This window comes from Mesorhizobium sp. WSM1386 (genome assembly GCF_055901595.1).
In genome coordinates this window covers 5,234,728-5,253,144 of sequence record NZ_CM148373.1, presented here as the reverse complement: position 1 = coordinate 5,253,144, position 18,417 = coordinate 5,234,728, and the positions used below count along the sequence as shown (strand labels likewise).

General features: G+C 63.4%; 18 protein-coding genes. 9 read left to right on the top strand and 9 right to left on the bottom strand.

The window, feature by feature from the left end; all coding sequences use genetic code 11:
- Nucleotides 1-8: 8 nt before the first annotated feature.
- A complete protein-coding gene (locus AC0NIH_RS25870) occupies nt 9-806 on the bottom strand; it encodes an NAD(P)H-dependent oxidoreductase (protein ID WP_473462420.1) in 798 nt (265 codons plus the stop codon).
- Between the two features lie 93 nt (nt 807-899).
- Here AC0NIH_RS25870 and AC0NIH_RS25865 point away from each other — a divergent pair, with 93 nt between their 5' ends.
- The 4 genes from AC0NIH_RS25865 (at nt 900) to AC0NIH_RS25850 (ending at nt 4,755) form a co-directional block, all read left to right on the top strand.
- A complete protein-coding gene (locus tag AC0NIH_RS25865; RefSeq protein WP_031258690.1) occupies nt 900-1,832 on the top strand; it encodes a LysR family transcriptional regulator in 933 nt (310 codons plus the stop codon).
- Between the two features lie 67 nt (nt 1,833-1,899).
- Entirely contained in the window at nt 1,900-2,247 is a 348-nt protein-coding gene (locus AC0NIH_RS25860; RefSeq protein ID WP_031258692.1) for an ArsR/SmtB family transcription factor, read from the top strand.
- 25 nt (nt 2,248-2,272) lie between these two features.
- A complete protein-coding gene (locus AC0NIH_RS25855; protein WP_473462417.1) occupies nt 2,273-4,156 on the top strand; it encodes an ABCB family ABC transporter ATP-binding protein/permease in 1,884 nt (627 codons plus the stop codon).
- A gap of 251 nt (nt 4,157-4,407) precedes the next feature.
- Nucleotides 4,408-4,755, top strand: coding sequence for an antibiotic biosynthesis monooxygenase family protein (locus AC0NIH_RS25850; RefSeq protein WP_473462414.1), 348 nt, complete (start codon nt 4,408-4,410; stop codon nt 4,753-4,755).
- Here AC0NIH_RS25850 and AC0NIH_RS25845 read toward each other — a convergent pair.
- Nucleotides 4,752-5,618: an SMP-30/gluconolactonase/LRE family protein gene (locus AC0NIH_RS25845; protein ID WP_473462412.1), complete on the bottom strand. Its 867-nt coding sequence runs from the start codon at nt 5,616-5,618 to the stop codon at nt 4,752-4,754. The two genes, AC0NIH_RS25850 and AC0NIH_RS25845, sit on opposite strands and share 4 nt — an antisense overlap.
- 177 nt (nt 5,619-5,795) lie before the next feature.
- Between AC0NIH_RS25845 and AC0NIH_RS25840 the strand changes: the two genes are divergently transcribed.
- The 3 genes from AC0NIH_RS25840 to AC0NIH_RS25830 all read left to right on the top strand — a co-directional run bounded on the left by AC0NIH_RS25840 (nt 5,796) and on the right by AC0NIH_RS25830 (nt 8,870).
- On the top strand, nt 5,796-7,061 hold the full coding sequence (locus AC0NIH_RS25840; protein ID WP_198028501.1) for a DMP19 family protein: 1,266 nt from the start codon (nt 5,796-5,798) through the stop codon (nt 7,059-7,061).
- Nucleotides 7,062-7,349: 288 nt separating this feature from the next.
- Complete coding sequence (locus AC0NIH_RS25835; RefSeq protein ID WP_023768567.1) at nt 7,350-8,048, top strand: phosphatidylserine decarboxylase; 699 nt, start codon at nt 7,350-7,352, stop codon at nt 8,046-8,048.
- Nucleotides 8,049-8,051: 3 nt separating this feature from the next.
- Nucleotides 8,052-8,870: a CDP-alcohol phosphatidyltransferase family protein gene (locus AC0NIH_RS25830; RefSeq protein WP_411969357.1), complete on the top strand. Its 819-nt coding sequence runs from the start codon at nt 8,052-8,054 to the stop codon at nt 8,868-8,870.
- A gap of 27 nt (nt 8,871-8,897) precedes the next feature.
- On the opposite strand, the gene AC0NIH_RS25825 is transcribed toward AC0NIH_RS25830, so the two are convergent.
- Both AC0NIH_RS25825 and AC0NIH_RS25820 read right to left on the bottom strand, forming a co-directional pair.
- On the bottom strand, nt 8,898-11,120 hold the full coding sequence (locus AC0NIH_RS25825) for an AMP-binding protein (protein ID WP_473462409.1): 2,223 nt from the start codon (nt 11,118-11,120) through the stop codon (nt 8,898-8,900).
- 257 nt (nt 11,121-11,377) lie between these two features.
- Nucleotides 11,378-11,785, bottom strand: a complete 408-nt coding sequence (locus AC0NIH_RS25820; protein ID WP_473462406.1) for a tautomerase family protein — start codon at nt 11,783-11,785, stop codon at nt 11,378-11,380.
- A 112-nt stretch (nt 11,786-11,897) separates the two neighbouring features.
- Between AC0NIH_RS25820 and AC0NIH_RS25815 the strand changes: the two genes are divergently transcribed.
- Nucleotides 11,898-12,761 carry a LysR substrate-binding domain-containing protein gene (locus tag AC0NIH_RS25815; RefSeq protein ID WP_473462403.1) on the top strand — a complete coding sequence of 288 codons (864 nt, stop codon included), beginning with the start codon at nt 11,898-11,900 and terminating at the stop codon, nt 12,759-12,761.
- Between the two features lie 239 nt (nt 12,762-13,000).
- Here the strand turns inward: AC0NIH_RS25815 and AC0NIH_RS25810 are convergent, their stop codons facing one another.
- The 3 genes from AC0NIH_RS25810 to AC0NIH_RS25800 all read right to left on the bottom strand — a co-directional run bounded on the left by AC0NIH_RS25810 (nt 13,001) and on the right by AC0NIH_RS25800 (nt 16,533).
- Entirely contained in the window at nt 13,001-13,909 is a 909-nt protein-coding gene (locus AC0NIH_RS25810; RefSeq protein ID WP_473462400.1) for a DMT family transporter, read from the bottom strand.
- Nucleotides 13,910-13,963: 54 nt separating this feature from the next.
- Nucleotides 13,964-14,851 carry a DMT family transporter gene (locus AC0NIH_RS25805; RefSeq protein ID WP_473462397.1) on the bottom strand — a complete coding sequence of 296 codons (888 nt, stop codon included), beginning with the start codon at nt 14,849-14,851 and terminating at the stop codon, nt 13,964-13,966.
- Between the two features lie 170 nt (nt 14,852-15,021).
- Entirely contained in the window at nt 15,022-16,533 is a 1,512-nt protein-coding gene (locus AC0NIH_RS25800; RefSeq protein WP_473462394.1) for a S10 family peptidase, read from the bottom strand.
- 175 nt (nt 16,534-16,708) lie between these two features.
- On the opposite strand from AC0NIH_RS25800, the gene AC0NIH_RS25795 reads away from it, so the two are divergent.
- The gene (locus AC0NIH_RS25795; protein WP_473462392.1) at nt 16,709-17,215 is read left to right on the top strand and encodes an OsmC family protein; all 507 of its coding nucleotides are present in this window, start codon (nt 16,709-16,711) and stop codon (nt 17,213-17,215) included.
- A gap of 162 nt (nt 17,216-17,377) precedes the next feature.
- Here the strand turns inward: AC0NIH_RS25795 and AC0NIH_RS25790 are convergent, their stop codons facing one another.
- On the bottom strand, nt 17,378-17,596 hold the full coding sequence (locus AC0NIH_RS25790) for a hypothetical protein (protein WP_337108040.1): 219 nt from the start codon (nt 17,594-17,596) through the stop codon (nt 17,378-17,380).
- A gap of 167 nt (nt 17,597-17,763) precedes the next feature.
- Nucleotides 17,764-18,402 carry a hypothetical protein gene (locus AC0NIH_RS25785; protein ID WP_473462389.1) on the bottom strand — a complete coding sequence of 213 codons (639 nt, stop codon included), beginning with the start codon at nt 18,400-18,402 and terminating at the stop codon, nt 17,764-17,766.
- Nucleotides 18,403-18,417: the final 15 nt, after the last annotated feature.

Below are 18,417 nucleotides of genomic sequence, written 5' to 3'. Positions count from 1 at the left end.
CGCATCGATCAGCCGGCATCACCGGCGCGGCTGGAGTGAAGCGCGAAACCGGCTGCACCCGGGTCGCCGAGCTCAGGGCGGAGATTCATGCTTGGAATGAGATAATCTCCGCCATTTTGCCGACGATATGGGATCGGCGGCGTCGTCGCCAGCGTCCGCATCCTGTCACGCAGGCGTTCAGCCACGGGCTCGAAGCCGTCCTCTCCGAGACGATCGACCTTGTAGACCACGAAGGGCGGAAGCACGTCGTATCCGGGGTAGTAGAGGATTCCGTGATTGATCGGGAACAGCAGGTCGTCGATGGGTCCGTTGATCCCGCGCGCGGTGTAGTGCTCCTCCCAGCCGCCAACGGTCACGATCAGCATCGCGCGTTTCCCGGCGAGGGTGCCCTCGCCGTAACGATCGCCCCAACGCCGGTCGCTATGCTCGCCAACGCCATAGGCGAATCCATAGGCGAACACACGGTCGACCCAGCCCTTGAGGATCGCCGGCATGGCGAACCACCAAAGCGGGAACTGGAGGATCAGGGTATCGGCCCACAGGAGTTTCTCGATCTCGGCCTTCACATCGTCGGTCAGCGCGTCGGCTTCGAACGCCTTCTTGGAGGCCGCGACGGGTATCAACCGCGCATCAGGTTCGAGCAAGGGGAAGTCGGTGCGATCGACCGCGGATTTCCAGCCATCGGCGTAGAGGTCCGACACGCGCACCTCATGTCCTTGAGCCTCTAGTTCCTTGATGGCGACATCGCGAAGGGCGCCGTTGAGCGAACGTGGTTCGGGGTGGGCAAAGACAAGTAGAACTTTCATGGGTCAGATCCAATATTGAGGGAACTGACGTTAAGATAGCCAGCAGCGATTTGATCCACTATATGTAGGCAATGAATAACATTGTGCCGAATTATGGATAAGTCAGACGTCACATTCGAGCGGATGCGCACCTTCGTTCGCGTCGCCGAGCGTGGCAGCCTGTCAGCCGTTGCGCGCGAACTTGGCGTCGGGCAGTCGACGATCACGCGGCACGTGCGGGAGCTCGAAGAAGCGGTCGGCGTGCCTTTGCTCAGCAGAACGACCCGGCGTGTCACGATGACCGCTGAAGGCAGCCGCTATTATGCCAACAGCGTTCAGATCCTGCGCCTAGTCGAACAGGCCAGCGATGAGGCCCGGAGCACGCGCGGCGCGCCCGCCGGTACGATCCGGATAAGCTGTACGGCGGCTTTCGGTGTCTTGCACGTCAGCCGGCTGATCTTCGCTTTCCAGGATCGCCATCCCGACATCGGCATTGATCTCAGCCTCACGGACGAGCGGGTGGACCTCGTCCGCGAGGGCATCGACATCGCGCTCCGCCTGGGGCCGCTCACCGACAGTTCGTTGAAGCTGAGGGCGCTCGGCCAGTCACGGCGTCTGCTCGTGGCGTCTCCGGCCTATCTGGCGGCGCGGGGAAGGCCTTCTGTCCCTTCGGATCTGTCTCGACATGAGGGCATCCGGATGTCGAACGTGGCGGGCAGCGAAACACTTGTTTTGCAGGGCGCCGGCGGCGAACGCCACATGATGCCTTTCGCCGGGCGACTGCGGATCGATCATGGGCTTGCCGCGCGGCAGGCCTTGGTTGCCGCTCGGGGTATCGCGCCGGCGCATCGATGGCTTGTGGACGATCTTCTGGCCGGGGGCTCCCTGGAGGCGATCCTGACGGATTATTCGCTGACGTCCGTTCCACTCAACATGTTGATTGTCCCGGAGCGCGCGGGCGTCGCCAGGGTCCGCTTGCTGGTCGAGTTTCTGGCTGAACGGATTGCCGAGATTCCAGGGATCGAGAAATCCGTCTCACAGAACTAGCCGCTGTCCGATCTGCCCGGAAGAGTAGCTTGCGGCGGTGCACTCCATCGTCTATCGCCGATGAACGATGACAGAATCCGTCCTTGAACCAGACCGCGCCACCGTCGCTTTACCCAACTGCGTCTCCGATAGTCGCGCTGTCGCGGCGCGATTTGCGGCGTTGTCGCATCCGGCGCGGATCGAAATCATAAAACACCTCTCGGCCAGCAATTCCTGCTGTTGCCGCGAGGTCGTCGATCGTTTCGACCTGGCGCAGTCGACGGTGTCCCAGCATCTGAAGATATTGGTCGAGGCCGGCCTTGTCCGGTTCGAGCCCGACCGCCAGCGCTCGCGCTACGCGGTCGATCGCGCGGCACTTGCCGAAATATCGGCATCGCTGGGCGCACTCGTCGATTCCTGCTGCTCCGGCCGCTGACCCTCTCACCCAAAAGGCAAGAAAATTGGCCGAAAAAACCGTCTCCGCCGACACCTCGACCCTGACGACATTGCGCAATTTGTGGCCCTATATGTGGCCGGCCGACCGGGCCGACCTCAGGGCGAGGGTGACCTGGGCGACACTGCTGCTGGTCGTCGCCAAGGTGACACTGGTCGCCGGTCCTTATTTCTTCAAATGGGCGACCGACGCGCTGGCGGGCGGCTTCAAAACACCGCCGCCGCTGCCTTCCTTCCTGCTTGCCCCGGTGATGCTGGTCGTCGCGTATAATGTGCTGAGGCTCGTTCAGCTCGGCTTCAACCAGCTGCGCGACGCGCTGTTTGCCCGCGTCGGACAACATGCGGTGCGCCAGCTTGCCTTCCGCACCTTCGTGCACATGCACCAGCTGTCGCTGCGCTTTCACCTGGAGCGTCGCACCGGCGGCCTGTCGCGCATCATCGAGCGCGGCACCAAGGGCATCGAGACGATCGTGCGCTTCATCATGCTGAACACGGCGCCGACCATTCTCGAATTCGCGCTGACCGCCGGCATCTTCGGCTTCACCTATGGCTGGAAATATGTGGCCGTGGTGGCGGTCACCGTCTGCGTCTATGTCTGGTTCACGGTCAAGGCCAGCGACTGGCGCATCTCGATCCGCCGCGACATGAACGACAGCGACACCGACGCCAACACCAAGGCGATCGACTCGCTGCTCAATTTCGAAACGGTCAAGTATTTCACCAATGAGGCCATGGAGGCCGAGCGCTTCGACCGCTCGATGGCGCGCTATGAGATCGCCGCCACCAAGACCTGGACCTCGCTCGGCTGGCTGAACTTCGGCCAGGGCGCAATCTTCGGCCTCGGCACGGTGGTCGTCATGTGCATGTCGGCGCTGGAGGTCCAGGCTCACACGCAGTCGGTCGGCGATTTCGTCTTCATCAACGCCATGCTGGTGCAGCTCTCCGTGCCGCTCAACTTCATCGGGTTCATCTACCGCGAAATCCGCCAGGGCCTCACCGACATCGAGCATATGTTCGACCTGCTCGACGTGCCGCAGGAGATTGTCGACAAGCCCGATGCAAAGCCTCTGGTTGTCAGCGCCGGCAAGGTCGAGTTCCGCGACGTGCATTTCTCCTATGATCCGAACCGGAAGATCCTGAAGGGCGTCAGCTTCGAGGTGCCAGCCGGCAAGACGGTCGCCATCGTCGGGCCGTCGGGTGCGGGCAAGTCGACCATCTCGCGGCTGCTGTTCCGCTTCTATGACGTGCAGGGTGGCCAGGTGCTGATCGACGGCCAGGACATCAGGGATGTCACCCAGGAGAGCCTGCGCGCGGTGCTCGGCATGGTGCCGCAGGACACGGTGCTGTTCAACGACACCATCGCCTACAACATCCGCTACGGTCGCGTCGGTGCGAGCGAGGCGGAGGTGCGCAAGGCCGCCGAACTTGCCCAGATCGGGCCGTTCATCGAAAAATTGCCCGACGGCTACAAGTCGATGGTCGGCGAGCGCGGGCTGAAGCTCTCCGGTGGCGAGAAGCAGCGCGTCGCGATTGCCCGCACCATCCTCAAGGCGCCGCCGATCCTGATGCTCGACGAAGCGACCTCGGCGCTGGACAGCCACACCGAGCAGGAGATCCAGGCCGCGCTTGACCTCGTCAGCAAGGGCCGCACCACCATCGTCATCGCCCACCGCCTGTCGACGGTGATTTCGGCCGACGAGATCATCGTGCTCAAGGATGGCCAGATCGCCGAGCGCGGCACCCATATCGAGTTGATGCGCCAGCATGGCCTTTATGCCTCGATGTGGGATCGCCAGCGCGAAGCGACCGAGGCCGAGGAGCGCCTGCGCCGCGCTCGCGAGAGCGACGAATTTGGCGTCATCGTTCGCCGGCGGACGTCGGAGGTGTCGTAGGTTTTTCCTTCCCCCCTTGTGGGGGAAGGTGGCCTCGCGAAGCGAGGTCGGATGAGGGGTGTTCCAGGGAACACCAACGCCTCACTCCGTCACGCACCCCTCATCCGTCTCGGCGCTGCGCGCCGATCCACCTTCTCCCGCAAGGGGAGAAGGAAAAGGTTTCAAAACACCGCTTGACCTCAACTTAAGTTGAGATTGTACGCCGTTCCAGGAGCCCGCAAACACCATGATCCAGGAACGGAAGAATCGAAATGAGCGCCACAAATCATAACGGTAACAGCGGCAGCGTGTTCAGGGTGGACAAGTTCGTCGTCCCGGCCGCCGCCCGCGACGAGATCCTCGTCAAGGTCAGGACCACGCACGAATTGCTGCGCCAACAGCAGGGTTTCGTGCAGGATTACCTGCTCGAGCAATTTTCGGGGCCGGGCGAGTTCAATCTCGTCACGATCGTCGAATGGGAAAGCCAGGCGGCTGTCGACAAGGTCGTGCCGATCGTCAAGGCCGCGCAAGAGCGCATCGCCTTCAACCCGCAGGAGACGATCACCCGGCTCGGAGTGCGGGCCGACATCGCCAACTATCAGCGGATTCCGGGGCTCTAGCCGGGCCAGCCGACGCCGGGTGCCGGCGCCTCGGCGCTGAGCACCTGGCCGGTCCGGGCCTCGCTGACCATGTGCTCGAAGCCGCGCCATTCCGCGGCGACGATGAACAGGGTTCGCCTGGCCGCGCCGCCCAGCATGCAGGCAAAGCAGCCGCGATCGACGGTGACGGTCTGCAAGACCTCACCGCCTTCGCGCGCCCGCACGCAATGCTTGTTGGGAACATCCGCGTACCAGACCGCCCCTTCGGCATCGAGGCAGATGCCGTCGGGGTAACCGTCGAGTTCGGCCCAGACGCGTCGGTTGGATAAGGTACCGTCGGCGGCGATGTCGAAAGCGGTCAGCCGGCTGGCGTGGGATTCGGCGATGATCAGCGTCTTGTTGTCCGGGCTCATCGCCATGCCGTTGGCAAAGGCGATATTCTCTGCCACCTGCCGGACCGCACCATCCGGCGTTACCAGCACGATCGTGCCCGGGCCGAAATGCTCGCCGGGAGCCGGCGCCGGTCCGCCGCCATTGACATAGATGTTGCCGCGGCCGTCGACGACGATTTCGTTCCACGGACTTTTCGAGAGGCCGCGCAGATCGGCATGGGTGACGAGACTGCCATCGGCTTCCTGCCGCAGCAGCAAGCCTTCCCGGCCCGAGACGACGAGCAGACGACCATCCGGCAACCAGTCGATGGAGTAGGGCAGGACGGCCGGCACCGTGAGCATGATCTCGCGGTTGCCTTCGGCATCGACGGCGATGATCTCGCCGGTGCCCCAGTTGCAAAGCCACAGCCGTCCGTCATGCCAGCGCGGCGACTCGCCGAAAGCGAGGCCGGCGGTGATGAGATGCGCTTGGGGGGCAGGTGACTGCTGCATGTAGGGGCTCCTTGCCGGTTATCCTACCAAGGACGGTCGAGCCGATGGGGTGCCGACACCGCAGTCAGGAATTTCGACACAAATCTTCCTATGCAAGTGCGGTAGATCAATCTTGAGCCCTTTTATCTTTCTGACCTGGTGATATTGTTCGCTATTAGAGTTTAGGGAAGTATTTGGATGTTCGGTTTTTTTTCGCGAAGACCAAAGAAGAATTCCGAGAAGCCGTCGGGAATCCCACTTCCTGCCGTAGGACAGGCATCGAAAGCCGGGCTGTTGGTAATCGTGCCTCGTTCAACCGTGGACAAAGCCGTTGAGAAGCCTTTTCAACTCGTCTTGGCAGTCGAAAAATTTATTCACGCTATGGTTTTTAAAGGGCTCTATCGCCATTTTGAAATCGACCCAAAGGCGATGCACGTCTCCCATGCCGATCAATATTCCGCCGAGGTGAATAACGGCGGTCATAGTCAATTCATCCACAATGCCGACCGTGAGTTCGATGTGATGGTCGCCAACGCTCGTGCCGGCCTCATTGCTATTGGCGCGAAGGGGCAATTGGCGACTCTGGAAGAGATGTCCGTCTGGGTCTCCGAACACCCTGACGAAGCCTCGGAAGAGACCGGCTTCGAGGGCGGGCGCGACGATTTTCTCGACACGCTTGATGATGCTTTCTACGGCGCCGATGAGGCTTCTCCGATAATCGATCTATTGGCGCTCTGGATCGCATCATGGCCCGATCTGCAGATTGTCGACGACGATGATTACGATGAAGCTATCCTCCAGTTGGCAATGGCCAATCCTCTGCGCGAATCCCGGCTTCTCCATCGATCGGTCAGCGAACTGGTCGGTCAGATGTTTCGCACGCGCGATGTCGGAGTCGGCCTCGCGTGCGCCAATGCGCTACCGCCCGAGGTCAAACTATCGCTTGGCGTGGCGAGGATGTTGGATGTCGAGGGCGAGACCCAATTAGCTTTTCAACTGCGCACCAACGCAGAGGAGCTTCGCCTTTGCGTCTCCACCGACACCCATGCGGCTGTCTATGGATATATCGCTCCGGAAGTTCGGCCAATTGCGCAACCGGGTGAAAATATACTCGCTGCTGGTGCGCCTCGCGTCGGTCGCAAGCTCGGTCAAGCCGATGCGCAAACGATAGCAAAGGTAATCGAACTGGCCGAGGAATATCATGCGCCAGTAGCCGTCGATCTTTTGCTGCGGAAGGCTGGATTCGATCCAACTGACGCAGTCGTGTCGGCGAATTCTGTCGTGCAGAACGAAGGAGGGCCGGTGGTGAATTGGGTGGTGATGGCAGGTGGTCACGCGTTTCTCTTCCAGTCGTACCCAGACCGTGGCGTGATGTTACGCGGTGGCAATGAGCAAAGTCTGGTGGAAGCTTATCGAAATGAGCTTGAGGAACACTTCGACCTGAGCGCCGCAGCTGGCGAATAAACTGTTCGAGTTAGATCGGGCTGGAACGTCATCCTGGCCCCTGCGATCACTGCATTTCGCTCGGGAAGAAGGTTGCATGGAGATGGACGTTGGTGCCACGTGGGCCGGAATTCTGACGGCAATGGCATGGGCATGCAAGCCGGTCGCGGCTTCACGAAAGACAGAGTGTCCGGCCATCCGGATACAGCGGGCCCTTGCCCGTTCGCCCGCGCCAGCCATTGTTGCGTTGCGGCGAGGGGGGCTTTCGGCTATTGAGGCCCCACCTGAAACGGAGCCCGTTTACACCCGATGAGCCTTGTCGATACGGTCAAGAACGCGTTCGTACCGATCCATCGCGAAGGCTATCCCTTTATCGCGGCTTTTGGCGCGGCGACGCTTTTCCTTGGCTACTTCTCGTCGATCCTGTTCTGGATCGGCCTGATCCTGACCGCCTGGTGCGTCTATTTCTTCCGTGATCCCGAGCGCGTCACCCCGATTGACGACCGCCTTGTGGTGAGCCCCGCCGACGGCATCATCTCGGCGGTCGGGCCGGCTGTGCCGCCGCGCGAACTTGGCCTCGGCAATGTCGAGATGACCCGCATATCGGTGTTCATGAATGTCTTTTCCTGCCACGTGAACCGCGCCCCGGTACGCGGCCGTATCGTCAAGATCGAACATCGGCCTGGAAAATTCCTCAACGCCGAGCTCGACAAGGCCAGCACCGAGAACGAGCGCAACGGCCTGGTCATCGAAAGCCCCAACGGCACGATCGCCGCCGTCCAGATCGCAGGTCTGGTGGCGCGCCGCATCGTCTGTTGGGCTGAGGCGGGCGGCTCGATCGGCACCGGCGAGCGTTTCGGCCTGATCCGCTTCGGCTCGCGCGTCGACGTCTTCCTGCCCTTGACCGCGACGCCGCGCGTTGCCGTCGGCCAGACAGCGGTCGGCGGTGAAACCGTGCTGGCCGAATTCGGTGGCGTCGCCGGTACGCCTCTCGTGCGGATTTCCTGAGCCGTGGGCACGCAATATAAGAAGTTCGAGGCCCATGCGAGCGGCGGTCCGCGCATCCGCGAGATTCCGATGCGCATGGTGCTGCCCAACCTCGTCACCGTGCTTGCCATCTGCGCCGGCCTGTCCGGCATCCGCTTCGGCTTCGAAGGCCGCTTCGAACCGGCGGTGGTGATGGTGCTGCTGGCCGCTTTCCTCGACGGCATCGACGGCCGCCTGGCGCGGATGCTGAAGGCAACCTCCAAATTCGGCGCGCAGATGGATTCGCTGGCCGACATCGTCAATTTCGGCGTCGCCCCGGCATTGGTGCTCTATGCCTTCCTGCTCGATCGCGCCGGCTCGCCGGGCTGGATCGCGGCATTGCTGTTCGCCATCGCCTGCGGGCTCAGGCTCGCCCGCTTCAACGTGCTCGACGACGAGAAGGCCGACCGCCCGATATGGCAGTCCGAATATTTCGTCGGCGTGCCGGCGCCGGCTGGTGCTGTGCTGGTGATGCTGCCGCTCTATCTCTCTTTCCTGCGGCTCGGGCTGGAGCCAAGCCGCCCGGCTGCCTTCATCGCCACCGGTTTCACCGTGCTGGTCGCCTTCCTCCTGGTCAGCCGGTTGCCGGTCTATTCCGGCAAGAGCATCAAGATCCCCGGCGACCGGGTGCTGCCCGTCATCCTGGCGGTCGTGCTCTACGTTCTCTTGCTGATGACCTATCCCTGGTACACGCTGACCGCGTCGGTCGCCGGCTACCTGATCTTCCTGCCGTTTTCCGTGCGTGCCTACTCCAAGCGGGCCAAGCTCGAAGGTGAGAAGGTGCCGCCTTCGGACATAGGATAGAAGGTCCGCCGAAGTCCTTGATCTGTCTCAGGCCGCGACGCCGAGCCCCAGCCTGTCGATCGCCAGCTTGCGGGTCGAGACGTAGTCCGTCTTGCCCGACCCCAGCACGGGGATTTCCTCGACCTTGACGATATCGTTCGGCACCATCAATTCGGCCGCACCAGCCTGCTTGCCGAACTTGCGCAATTCGTCGGGATTGGCATCGTCGGCGGTGGTGACCAGAACGATGCGCTCGCCACGCCGCTTATCCGGCACCGCTACCGCCGCATGGCGTTCTTCCGGCCACAGCGACTGTACCAGCATCTCGACCGCGCCCAGCGATACCATCTCGCCGGCGATCTTGGCGAAGCGCTTGGCGCGGCCGCGAATGGCGATGAAGCCTTCGCGGTCGACGGCAACGATGTCGCCGGTATCGTGCCAGCCGGTCAGCGGCTGCAGCTTGCCGGGCCGATCCGCGGTCATGTAGCCCATCATCAGGTTTGGCCCGTCGAGCCACAACCGGCCGGCGTCCGAGATGCCTTCGATCGGCTCCAGCTTCATGCGCATCGCCGGCAGCAGCCTGCCGACCGTGCCGTCGCGGCCGTGGATCGCGGTGTTGACGGCAACCACGGGCGCGGCTTCGGTCAGCCCGAAACCTTCGATGATCTCGGCCTGGAAGCGCTCGCGATAGACGCGGCGGGTTTCCGGTTTCACCGCCTCGGCGCCGGCAACGACGAAGCGCAGGCTGGAAAAATCGCCATCCTTGGCGGTGCGCGCATAATTGGCGAGGAACGTGTCGGTGCCGAACATGACGGTCGGTTTTACCTTGCGCGCGACCTCGGGGATGATCTTGTAGTGCAGCGGCGAGGGGTAGAGGAACAGTTTTACCCCGGTGACCAGCGGCAATATGGTGCCGCCCGTCAGGCCGAAGGAATGGAACACCGGCAGCACGTTGAGCAGGATGTCGGCCGGCGAGATGGTGATGCGCGCCTCGGCCTGCATGGCGTTGGCGTGAAGGTTCCTCTGTGACAGAACAACCGCCTTCGGCGTGCCTTCGGAGCCCGAAGTGAACAGGATGACGCCCGGCTTGGCCGCGTCCTGCCGCTGCAGAGGCCAGCGCCACAGCAGGGCGGCGGCAAGCTTGTCCAGCGCGGTGACGCTGGTCCGCAGGTCTTCCAGCCACAGCAGCCTCGCGCCGCCCTTTTCGACCGCGACGACGATATCGGCGAGGTCAGCTTTTTCCACAAAGGCGCGCGATGAGATGACGGTGCGGATCATCGCCGTGCGCATCGCCGCGGTGACGCTCGCCGGTCCGGCCGTATAATTGATCATCGCCGCTACGCGGCCTGCCGACAGGAGCCCGACGAAGGACAGCACGACGCCATTGGCGTTGGGCAGCATCACGCCTACCGCTTCGCCCGGCGCGGTGACCGCCTCGAAGCGCCTGCCCAGCACTCGCGCGCCGATGAACATCTTGCGGTAGCTCAGCGCGCCCGAGATGACATCCTCGATGATGGGATGCGAGGCGCCGACACGATCGGAAGCATCGCGCATGGCCAGGAACAGTCCGCGATCGAGGTTGCTCCCGAAAAGCCGAGCCTCCGCGACACGGTCGAAAAGCGCATTGGTGTTCGAGGCCTGGTCGGGGTTGCGTGCCACCAGTTCGGCGATGGTCATCGGCTCCAGGACGCTGATCGACAGCTGCGGAAACCAATGCCGTGGCGCCTTGTCCGCCGGCGTCAGCGACACCGGCAGGCTGCGCGCGCCGGCGACGAAGATTGGCACGATGCGGGCGTCGGCCTGCATGGCGATGCGGGTGACGGCGCGAAACAGCCGAAACGTCTTGACGTCGGGCTCGACCGCATCCGGCAGATAGACGGCGAGCCGCCCCTTGCCCTTCAGCACGCGCACCAGCCGGCGGCTGACGAAGACATGTTCGGCGTTGAAGGCGATGGTGCGGCCAAGCTCGCGCCAGGGTTCGAGCCAGGGCGAGCGCGCCGAGACCTCGTCGAGGATATGCAGCGTGTCGTCAGGCAGCAGCGACAGCATCAGCGCCGGTTCGAAGCGCGACTGGTGCGAGATGACGTAGATGACCGGTACCTGTGCCTTGCGCGCGATCCTGATGCGGTTGTCGCTGACCCGGTAGGCGAGCTTGAACGGCACATAGAGCAGCGCCTGGGCGAAGCGCAGGCCGAGGCGGAATTTCTCCACCACGCCGATCAGCAGCCAGGCCACGACAAGACCCGCGAGCAACGCCAGTGTCAGGATCATGCCGCGTCTCTCCCAACGACTTTGTCATCGCGGCTCTTTTGCGGCCGCGTCGGGCAGAGCGTAGACGATGTGGGAGCAAGGTCAATGCGGATGAGGACGGTCTTCCTTCTCAACCTGTGGGAGAAGGTGTCGCCGGAGGCGACGGATGAGGGGTGTTCCAGCTTGGCACCGACGGCGCTCCGTCACGCACCCCTCAACCGTCTCGGCGCTGCGCGCCGATCCACCTTCTCCCGCAAGGGGAGAAGGGAAAGAAGGCGCTAAGCCGCCTTCAACCGTCCGCTGATGAAGCGGAACTCCTGCGTCTTGCCGCCATAGCCATAGGCGGCCGCCGGCACCTCATGAACGAAGGCATAGCTTTCTTCATGTACGCCGCCCAGCAGGCGGCCGAAGGCATCGAAGATTGCCTTGAGGTAGGCTTCCAGTTCGAGCTTGGTGTTTGTGCCGTCGACCACCTTGATGTCGAGCCAGAACGTGTTGGTGCCATGCTCGGCCAGCGACTTGCCGCCGGCGAACCAATGCTGCGGATCGATATAGGACACGGCAACGGCGGTGATCGTCGGATCCTTGCGCAGCTGCGTCGCGGTGATCTCGGTCAATTCCCGGGCAATCCTGGCGGATAGGGCGGCGTCGGGCTTGCCGGTGACGCTGACATTGATGATTGGCATTTTTCTTCTCCTGGTTTGAGCGGCGTCCGATCGCCGTCGAAGGGACCATGTCATCATTATCGGATCAAAAAAATCGAATTGTTTTTTACTGAAGGTTCGATAAAATCGAATTATGGAAACGCTCGATCCCGACCTGCTCAGAACCTTCCTCGCTTTCGCCGACAGCGGCTCGCTGGCGCAGGCGGCTTCCAGCGTCGGCCGCTCGCCTTCGGCGGTGACCGCACAGATGCAGCGGCTGGAGGAGATCGTCGGTGAGCCGCTTTTGGCGCCGCAGGGGCGGGGACGTGGCCTGACGCCGGCCGGAGAGGATCTCGTCGGCCACGCCAGGCGCATCCTAGCCGTGCATCGCGAGGCGTGGCTGGCGTTGAAAGGCGCGCGCGCCGCCGGGCGCGTCGCCATAGGCACCACGCAGGATTTCGCCGACAGCGGCCTGCCGGAGCTGCTGCGCGCCTTCGCCTCCAGCCATCCGCGCGTCAGGATCGAATTGCGGGTCGGCCGCTCAGCCGAGCTGGCGCAGGCGCTGCAGGCCGGCAATCTCGACCTGGCGATCGTCATGCGCCAGTCGGCGATGGCGGACGAGGTCGGCGTCCTGCGCGAGCCTATGATATGGCTATGCTCGCAAAAAGGATTGGCCTCGCGCCAGGAAGAGCTGCCGCTGGCGCTGCTCGATCCCTATTGCGGCTTTCGCGAGGCCGCGCTTGCGGCACTCGATGCGGCTGGCCGGCGTTATCGCATCGCTGCCGGCAGTGCCAGCCTTGCCGGCCTGCGCACCGCGGTGAATGCCGGTGTCGCGCTGACGTTGCGAACCGCGCGCTTTGCCCATTCCGGCATTGTCGAGGCACCGCGCGAGCTTGGCCTGCCGCAGGTTCCGATGGCTGAGTTCGCGATCCGGCTGCGCGCCGGCGCCGATGGCCTAGCGAACGATCTGGCGGCACTGCTCCGCGGCAACCTGGCGCTGTCCGGGGCACTTGGCTGATTGGCCAAGACTTGTCCGGACTCGCGTTTACTCGCAAAGAAAAAGCCGACCTTGCGGTCGGGCCCCATTTAGCAAAGAAAAAGCCGACCTTGCGGTCGGGCCCCTATTTAGAAAAGAAAAAGCCGACCTTGCGGTCGGCTTGGAGTAAGACGGGCCGAGGGGTTTGGGGGGACTTGGGGGTGGCCCGTCGCACCAATAATGCCTGAACCCGATGATGGTTCCATGACTTCGAAAATTTTTTAAGAAATATTTGACGCTGTCCGTTGCCCGCGGGCCGCCAGCCAATCGCGGCCGGCATGGGCAAACACCGCGCAGAGCACGATGGCGCCCCCGACCAGGCTGGCCGCCGGCGCGATCTCGCCCAGGAACAGGAAGGCAAACAGGATGGCGAAAGGCACTTCGGCCGAGCCGAGCAGCCCGGATTCGGCCGCCGGGATGAGCCGTGCGCCTTCCGTCCAGAGGATCGACGACAGCGCGAAAGATGCGCCGAAGGTGACAAGCAGGACGGCATCCCTTGGTGAGACCGCCAGCGGATCGGTGACGAACCAGCCGAGCAGGAACAACAGGAAGGCCGATACCGCGCCGGCCCACACCACGGGCGTGTCGCGGAAGGCCCGCACCATGATCATGTAGAGGCCGCTGCCGATGGTCATCAGCAGCGCCAGTCCGTCGCCGAACAGGTTGCCGGTGCCAAAACTGGACCAGACCATGATCGCCACGCCGCAAAGCGACACGGCAGCGGCGAGCATGGTCTGCATGCGGAAGGGTTCACGTGTCAGAACCCAGGCCAGCAGCGCGGTGACGAAAGGTGCGGTGGCGTAGATGACGGTGACATTGGCGACGAAAGTGAATTTGAACGCCGAGATGAAGGCGATGCTGGCCAGCGCGCCTTCCACCGCCAGCAGCCAGCCGCGCCAGCCCAATCGCAGGCTCTCGCGCCCGCCGGAGCGGTGTCGCTGCCACAGCACATAGAGGCTGATCAGGATCGAACCGACAAAGCCGCGCCAGCAGATGATGGTCAGCGGATCGGCATGGATTGATTTTGTCAGCACGCCGGTCAGCGCGAAGACGGCCGCTGAGCAAGACACCAAAATGATGCCCAGCGTGCGCTCGGCGACAGTGTCGGTGGTGCCTGTCACATCAGTCATGCCATCAGCCTACGCCGCTCCCACCTGACATCGTAGCGTCAGCAGTGATGCGCATCACAGCCGCTTGCGGAAATGCTCGCCGCCGACGATCAGCAGGCCGGCGGCGACGATAAGGGCGGCGCCCAGGAAGACTTCACGGCGCGGCACATCGCCCCAGATCGCAAAGCCGAGCGCGAACGCCCACAGCAGCGAGGTGTATTCGAGCGGCGCGAGGATCGAGGCCGGCGTCCGCTTCATGCCCTCGAAAAGGAGATATTGCGCCAGGCCTCCGAGCGCCCCGACGCTGGCGAGAAGCAGCAGCTGGGGCAGGTCCGGCGTGTGCCACCACAACAGCGCCGGCACTGCCGAAAACAGCAGGAAATAGAAATTGTTGAGGAGAAGCTGGATCATCGAGCGTTCGGCAAGCGCGGTCTTGCGCAGGAGCACGATGGCAATGCCCCACAGGAAGGCGGCTGTCAGCACCAGCAGCACCGGCACGGACAGGCCGAGATGGGTAGGATCACAGGCGACAAAGACACCGGCGAAGCCGATCAGGACCGCCAGCCAGCGCAGCATCGGCACCTTTTCGCCGAGCAGGAACACCGAAAGCACGGTGACGATGATCGGGGCCGCGTAATAGACGGTGGTCAGTTCGGCGAGCTGCAGGCTGCGTGCGGCGTTGTAGTAACAGAGCCAGGCGGCAAGCGTGAAGGCGCTGCGCACCAGCATCGGCCGCACGATCGGCGAGCGCACCGTGTCGGCAAACAGCGCTCGTCCGCCGATTGCCGCGCAGGCACCGAGAATGGTGATGCTGCGGAAGAACATGATTTGCCAGACGGTCATGCCGGTGACCAAGAGCTTGATCGAGGCATCCTGCGTCGAAAACAGGAGATAGGCCGCACCGGTCAAAAAGATCCCGGCGAGAACCCTTTCACGCGTTTCGAGAATGGCGACATCGGCCATAGGGTGCGGGACCAGTGTTGCAGGAAGCGACAGCAAGTGCTGTGAAGCGGTGCGAGCGGCCTGGAATGTCAGGCCCGGCTCCAAGCTATACGGGCGAAAGTCGGCGCGGCGCTGCGCCAGCCCGGAGCTTGCGTTGGGGCAGAGGTTGATCGCGCGCGTTGTCGCGAAGCTTACTGCGTTGCCTGGTAGAGTTCCGAGGCGGCCTCTTTCAGAGCGCGTCGACCGTCGGGGCTGAAATACATCATATGCCCGCCCTCGATAACATCGAGATGGATGGGCTTTGCATCGGCAAGCGACGGGATTTGATTCACCAGGTAGCGCGAGGCCAGATAAGGCGTAACCAGATCGGTGTAGCCGTTGACGATCACGACGCCGAGCGCGGGATTCAGCGAGCGTGCTCGCTGCAGGTCGTCCATTACCCCGGCATAGCCTTGCCGTGAGGCGCTCGTCCCGTAATCCCAACCATGGCTGATTTCGTTATTGAGCAGGCGATAGCTGACATCGGTGCGGAAATTCAGTTCGTCGCGGGCGTAGCCGACGAAAGCCGAGGTCAATGCCGGCACGCTGCGGTCGAGCACTGGATCCGGACCGACGACGCGGGCGCTTTCGGGCGCGATGTCGGCGGTGCCGATCATGGCGTCGTATGGGCTGAGCACCTTGCCGCTGGCGCGGGCGAACTCCCTTGCGAACAGGTCGGTCGGGATGCGGGCGGAGTTGCGCTGCACGAGATCGAGCGGCAGGCCGGTGATGTCGGCCACGCGCTGGCTCGCCAGTCGCCCGCCTTGCTCCAGCCCGCTGGTGAGCGCCGTCAGATAATCGCCCAGCGCATAATGTTCGACTTCGGCCAGCTTCTCCCGCAACGCATCGCCCTTGACGCCTTCGGCGCGCAGGCGCACGGCCGCCAGCGACGGCAATTCGAGGGCCCAATGCAACGGCTCGAATTCGTCGGGCCGCACCAGTGTGAACTCCAGCGCCGGCGAGATCAGCACGATGCCGTTCGGACTGATGCCGATATCCTCTTGCAATGTCCTGGCCAGAAGCGCCGCACGGAAGCCGCCGTAGCTTTCCCCGGCGAGGAACAGCGGCGAACCGGTGCGGCCGTTCTGCGCGAGGTAGAGCCGGATGAAGGCACCTATCGAGCTGGCATCTTGGTTGACGCCCCAGAAGTCGTGCGTGTCCTGGCCCGGTGCTTCGCGGCTGTATCCAGTTCCGACGGGATCGACGAAGACGAGGTCGGTCAGGTCGAGCCAACTGTCCGGATTGTCGATGAGCCTTTGCGGCGGGGGCAGGAATTCGCCACCGGCTCCCGTGGCGATCACGCGCGGACCAAGCGCGCCGATATGCAGGAAGGCGGACGCTGCTCCAGGGCCGCCATTGAACACGAAGGTGACCGGCCGCTGCGGGCCCTTGGCCGCGCTTGCCGGTGGTTCCAGCGTATAGGCGACATAGAATATCGCGGCTGTGACGTCGCCCTTGCCGGAAACCAGCGGCAAGGTGCCGGCCCTTGCCTGATAGTCCAGCTTGCGCCCGGCGAGGGTGATGGAATGCCTGGTGGTCTGCGGCGACGGCAGCAGGGACAGCACGCCGCCCGAGGGCGCCGGACGCTCCGCCGTATCCGCCAGGACAGGCTGGGTGAAGGCGGCAAGCATCAGCAGGGCGATCAGTTTCAGCTTGAGCGACATGATGTCTCCGCGAGAACGACTCCCGCATAGGTATGGCCGCGGCGGTCGAAGTCAAAGGGCATGGATGGGTGGCTCGATTTTACCAATTCGAGATTCTTGCTGCGGGTTGTGACAAGCACCCGATTTCGGACCATTATTCACGGCACGAAACAAGCAGTCGGGAAAGGGCAACAAAATGGACGCCACGGAACTGAAGGCCATGCAGGCCCCGCTGAAGCAGGCCTATCGCGACGATGCTTCGCAGGCGCTGATCACGTTGAAGGCAAGAGGCTCGATCGACGACCAGTCGGTGGCCTGCAAGGTGGAGACGGGGAGGGCCCTTGCGATTGCCGGATTGCACCCGGCGACCGGCGGCTCCGGTCTGGAGCTGTGTTCCGGCGACATGCTGCTCGAGGCCTTGGTGGCCTGCGCCGGCGTAACGCTGAAGGCCGTGGCGACGGCGCTCGAGTTCAAGCTTGGGGCTGCCACGGTTGAGGCCCAAGGCGACCTCGATTTTCGCGGCACGCTCGGTGTCGCCAAGGATGCGCCGGTCGGCTTCCGCGCCATCCGGCTCAATTTCAGTCTCGACACCGACGAGCCGCAAGAGCGCATCGATTCGCTGCTGAAGCTGACCGAGCGCTATTGCGTGGTGTTTCAGACCATCAATCAGAAACCTGAACTGACGGTGAGCGCACGGCGCTGAAGATCTCCCGCTTGAGGGGGAAATGTCGCCCAAGGCGACATAGGGGGATCGGAACATCCTGACGCGACGCCCCTTTGCCGGCAGAGGAGGTCAGCGCTCCACGCGCGGCGACCCCCTCTGGCCTGCCGGCCATCTCCCCCTCAAGGGGGGAGATTACGCTCATCACTGCGCGGACGGCTCTTCGGCATCGCCTTCGTCGGTGAAGGGCGAGGCGCTTGGCACGCACTGCACCGACCAGCCGGCCGGCGTCGGCTGCTTCTGATATTCGGTGATGGCGGCGGTGCACTGTTCGCGTTTGTCGAAGGTGCTGGGCAGCACGACCATGCCCCCCTGCGGGCCGGCGATTACCAGATACCAGACCAACGCTGCGGTCGTAGCCATGGGGATTTCCTTATTCTGCCCGAGAGGGCGCTTGTTGCGGGAGTCGCTGCGATCCTAACAACTCCGTGGAAATGACGAAAGCATGACCACGGAGCAGCCTTTGCGCTGGAGATCACAGCCGCGTGATGACAAGGCGGGCTCTGCTCCGGTTCTTGATGGCTACCGCCTCAGTCGGTTGCAAAACAGTAGAACAGGCCGTCGCCGCCGGTGCCCTTCAGCGCCTCCTGGCCGCAGCCGCCGCGCGAGGCGTGCGAGGAATTCCAGGACTTTGCCGCAGCCGAATCGTCGAGCCCGGTGCGGTCGTGGTGGCCCATCATGGCAGCCCCTTCGGCGCCGCTCATCGTCCAGTCGCTGCAGGTCTGGTCGGCGATTTTGGTGCCATCGGGCTTGGAGCCGGTCAGCATGTCGTGACGGTTCGGTGTATCGCCACGGCCATTGACGGTCTCACCCTTCTCGGTGAGCGCGGTCTGCTTGGTGATGCCGTTGGCGTCGCTGTGCAGCGAGGCGACATCGTCGGCGATCTTCTCGCCCTTGGCGTTGAACCAGGGACCCTTGCCGATGCGATCCCGCGCGTCCTCGGTGCTGGTCGAGAGATAGGCGTGCCAGGTCTTGCCGGCGACACCGGTCGCATCGGCGAGCGAGGCGCAATGTGCGTCGGCGCCCTTCAGGCCACCGAGATCGCCGCCCTTGCCGGGGCCGGCGCTGGTGACGAAGAAACTCATCTTGGCATCTTGTGACAGGGCTGTGCCGGCAGTCGCGGCGAGGGCGGCCGCGGTGGCGGCAACGAGAAGAAGAAGTCTGCGCATATCGGTCCTCCGATT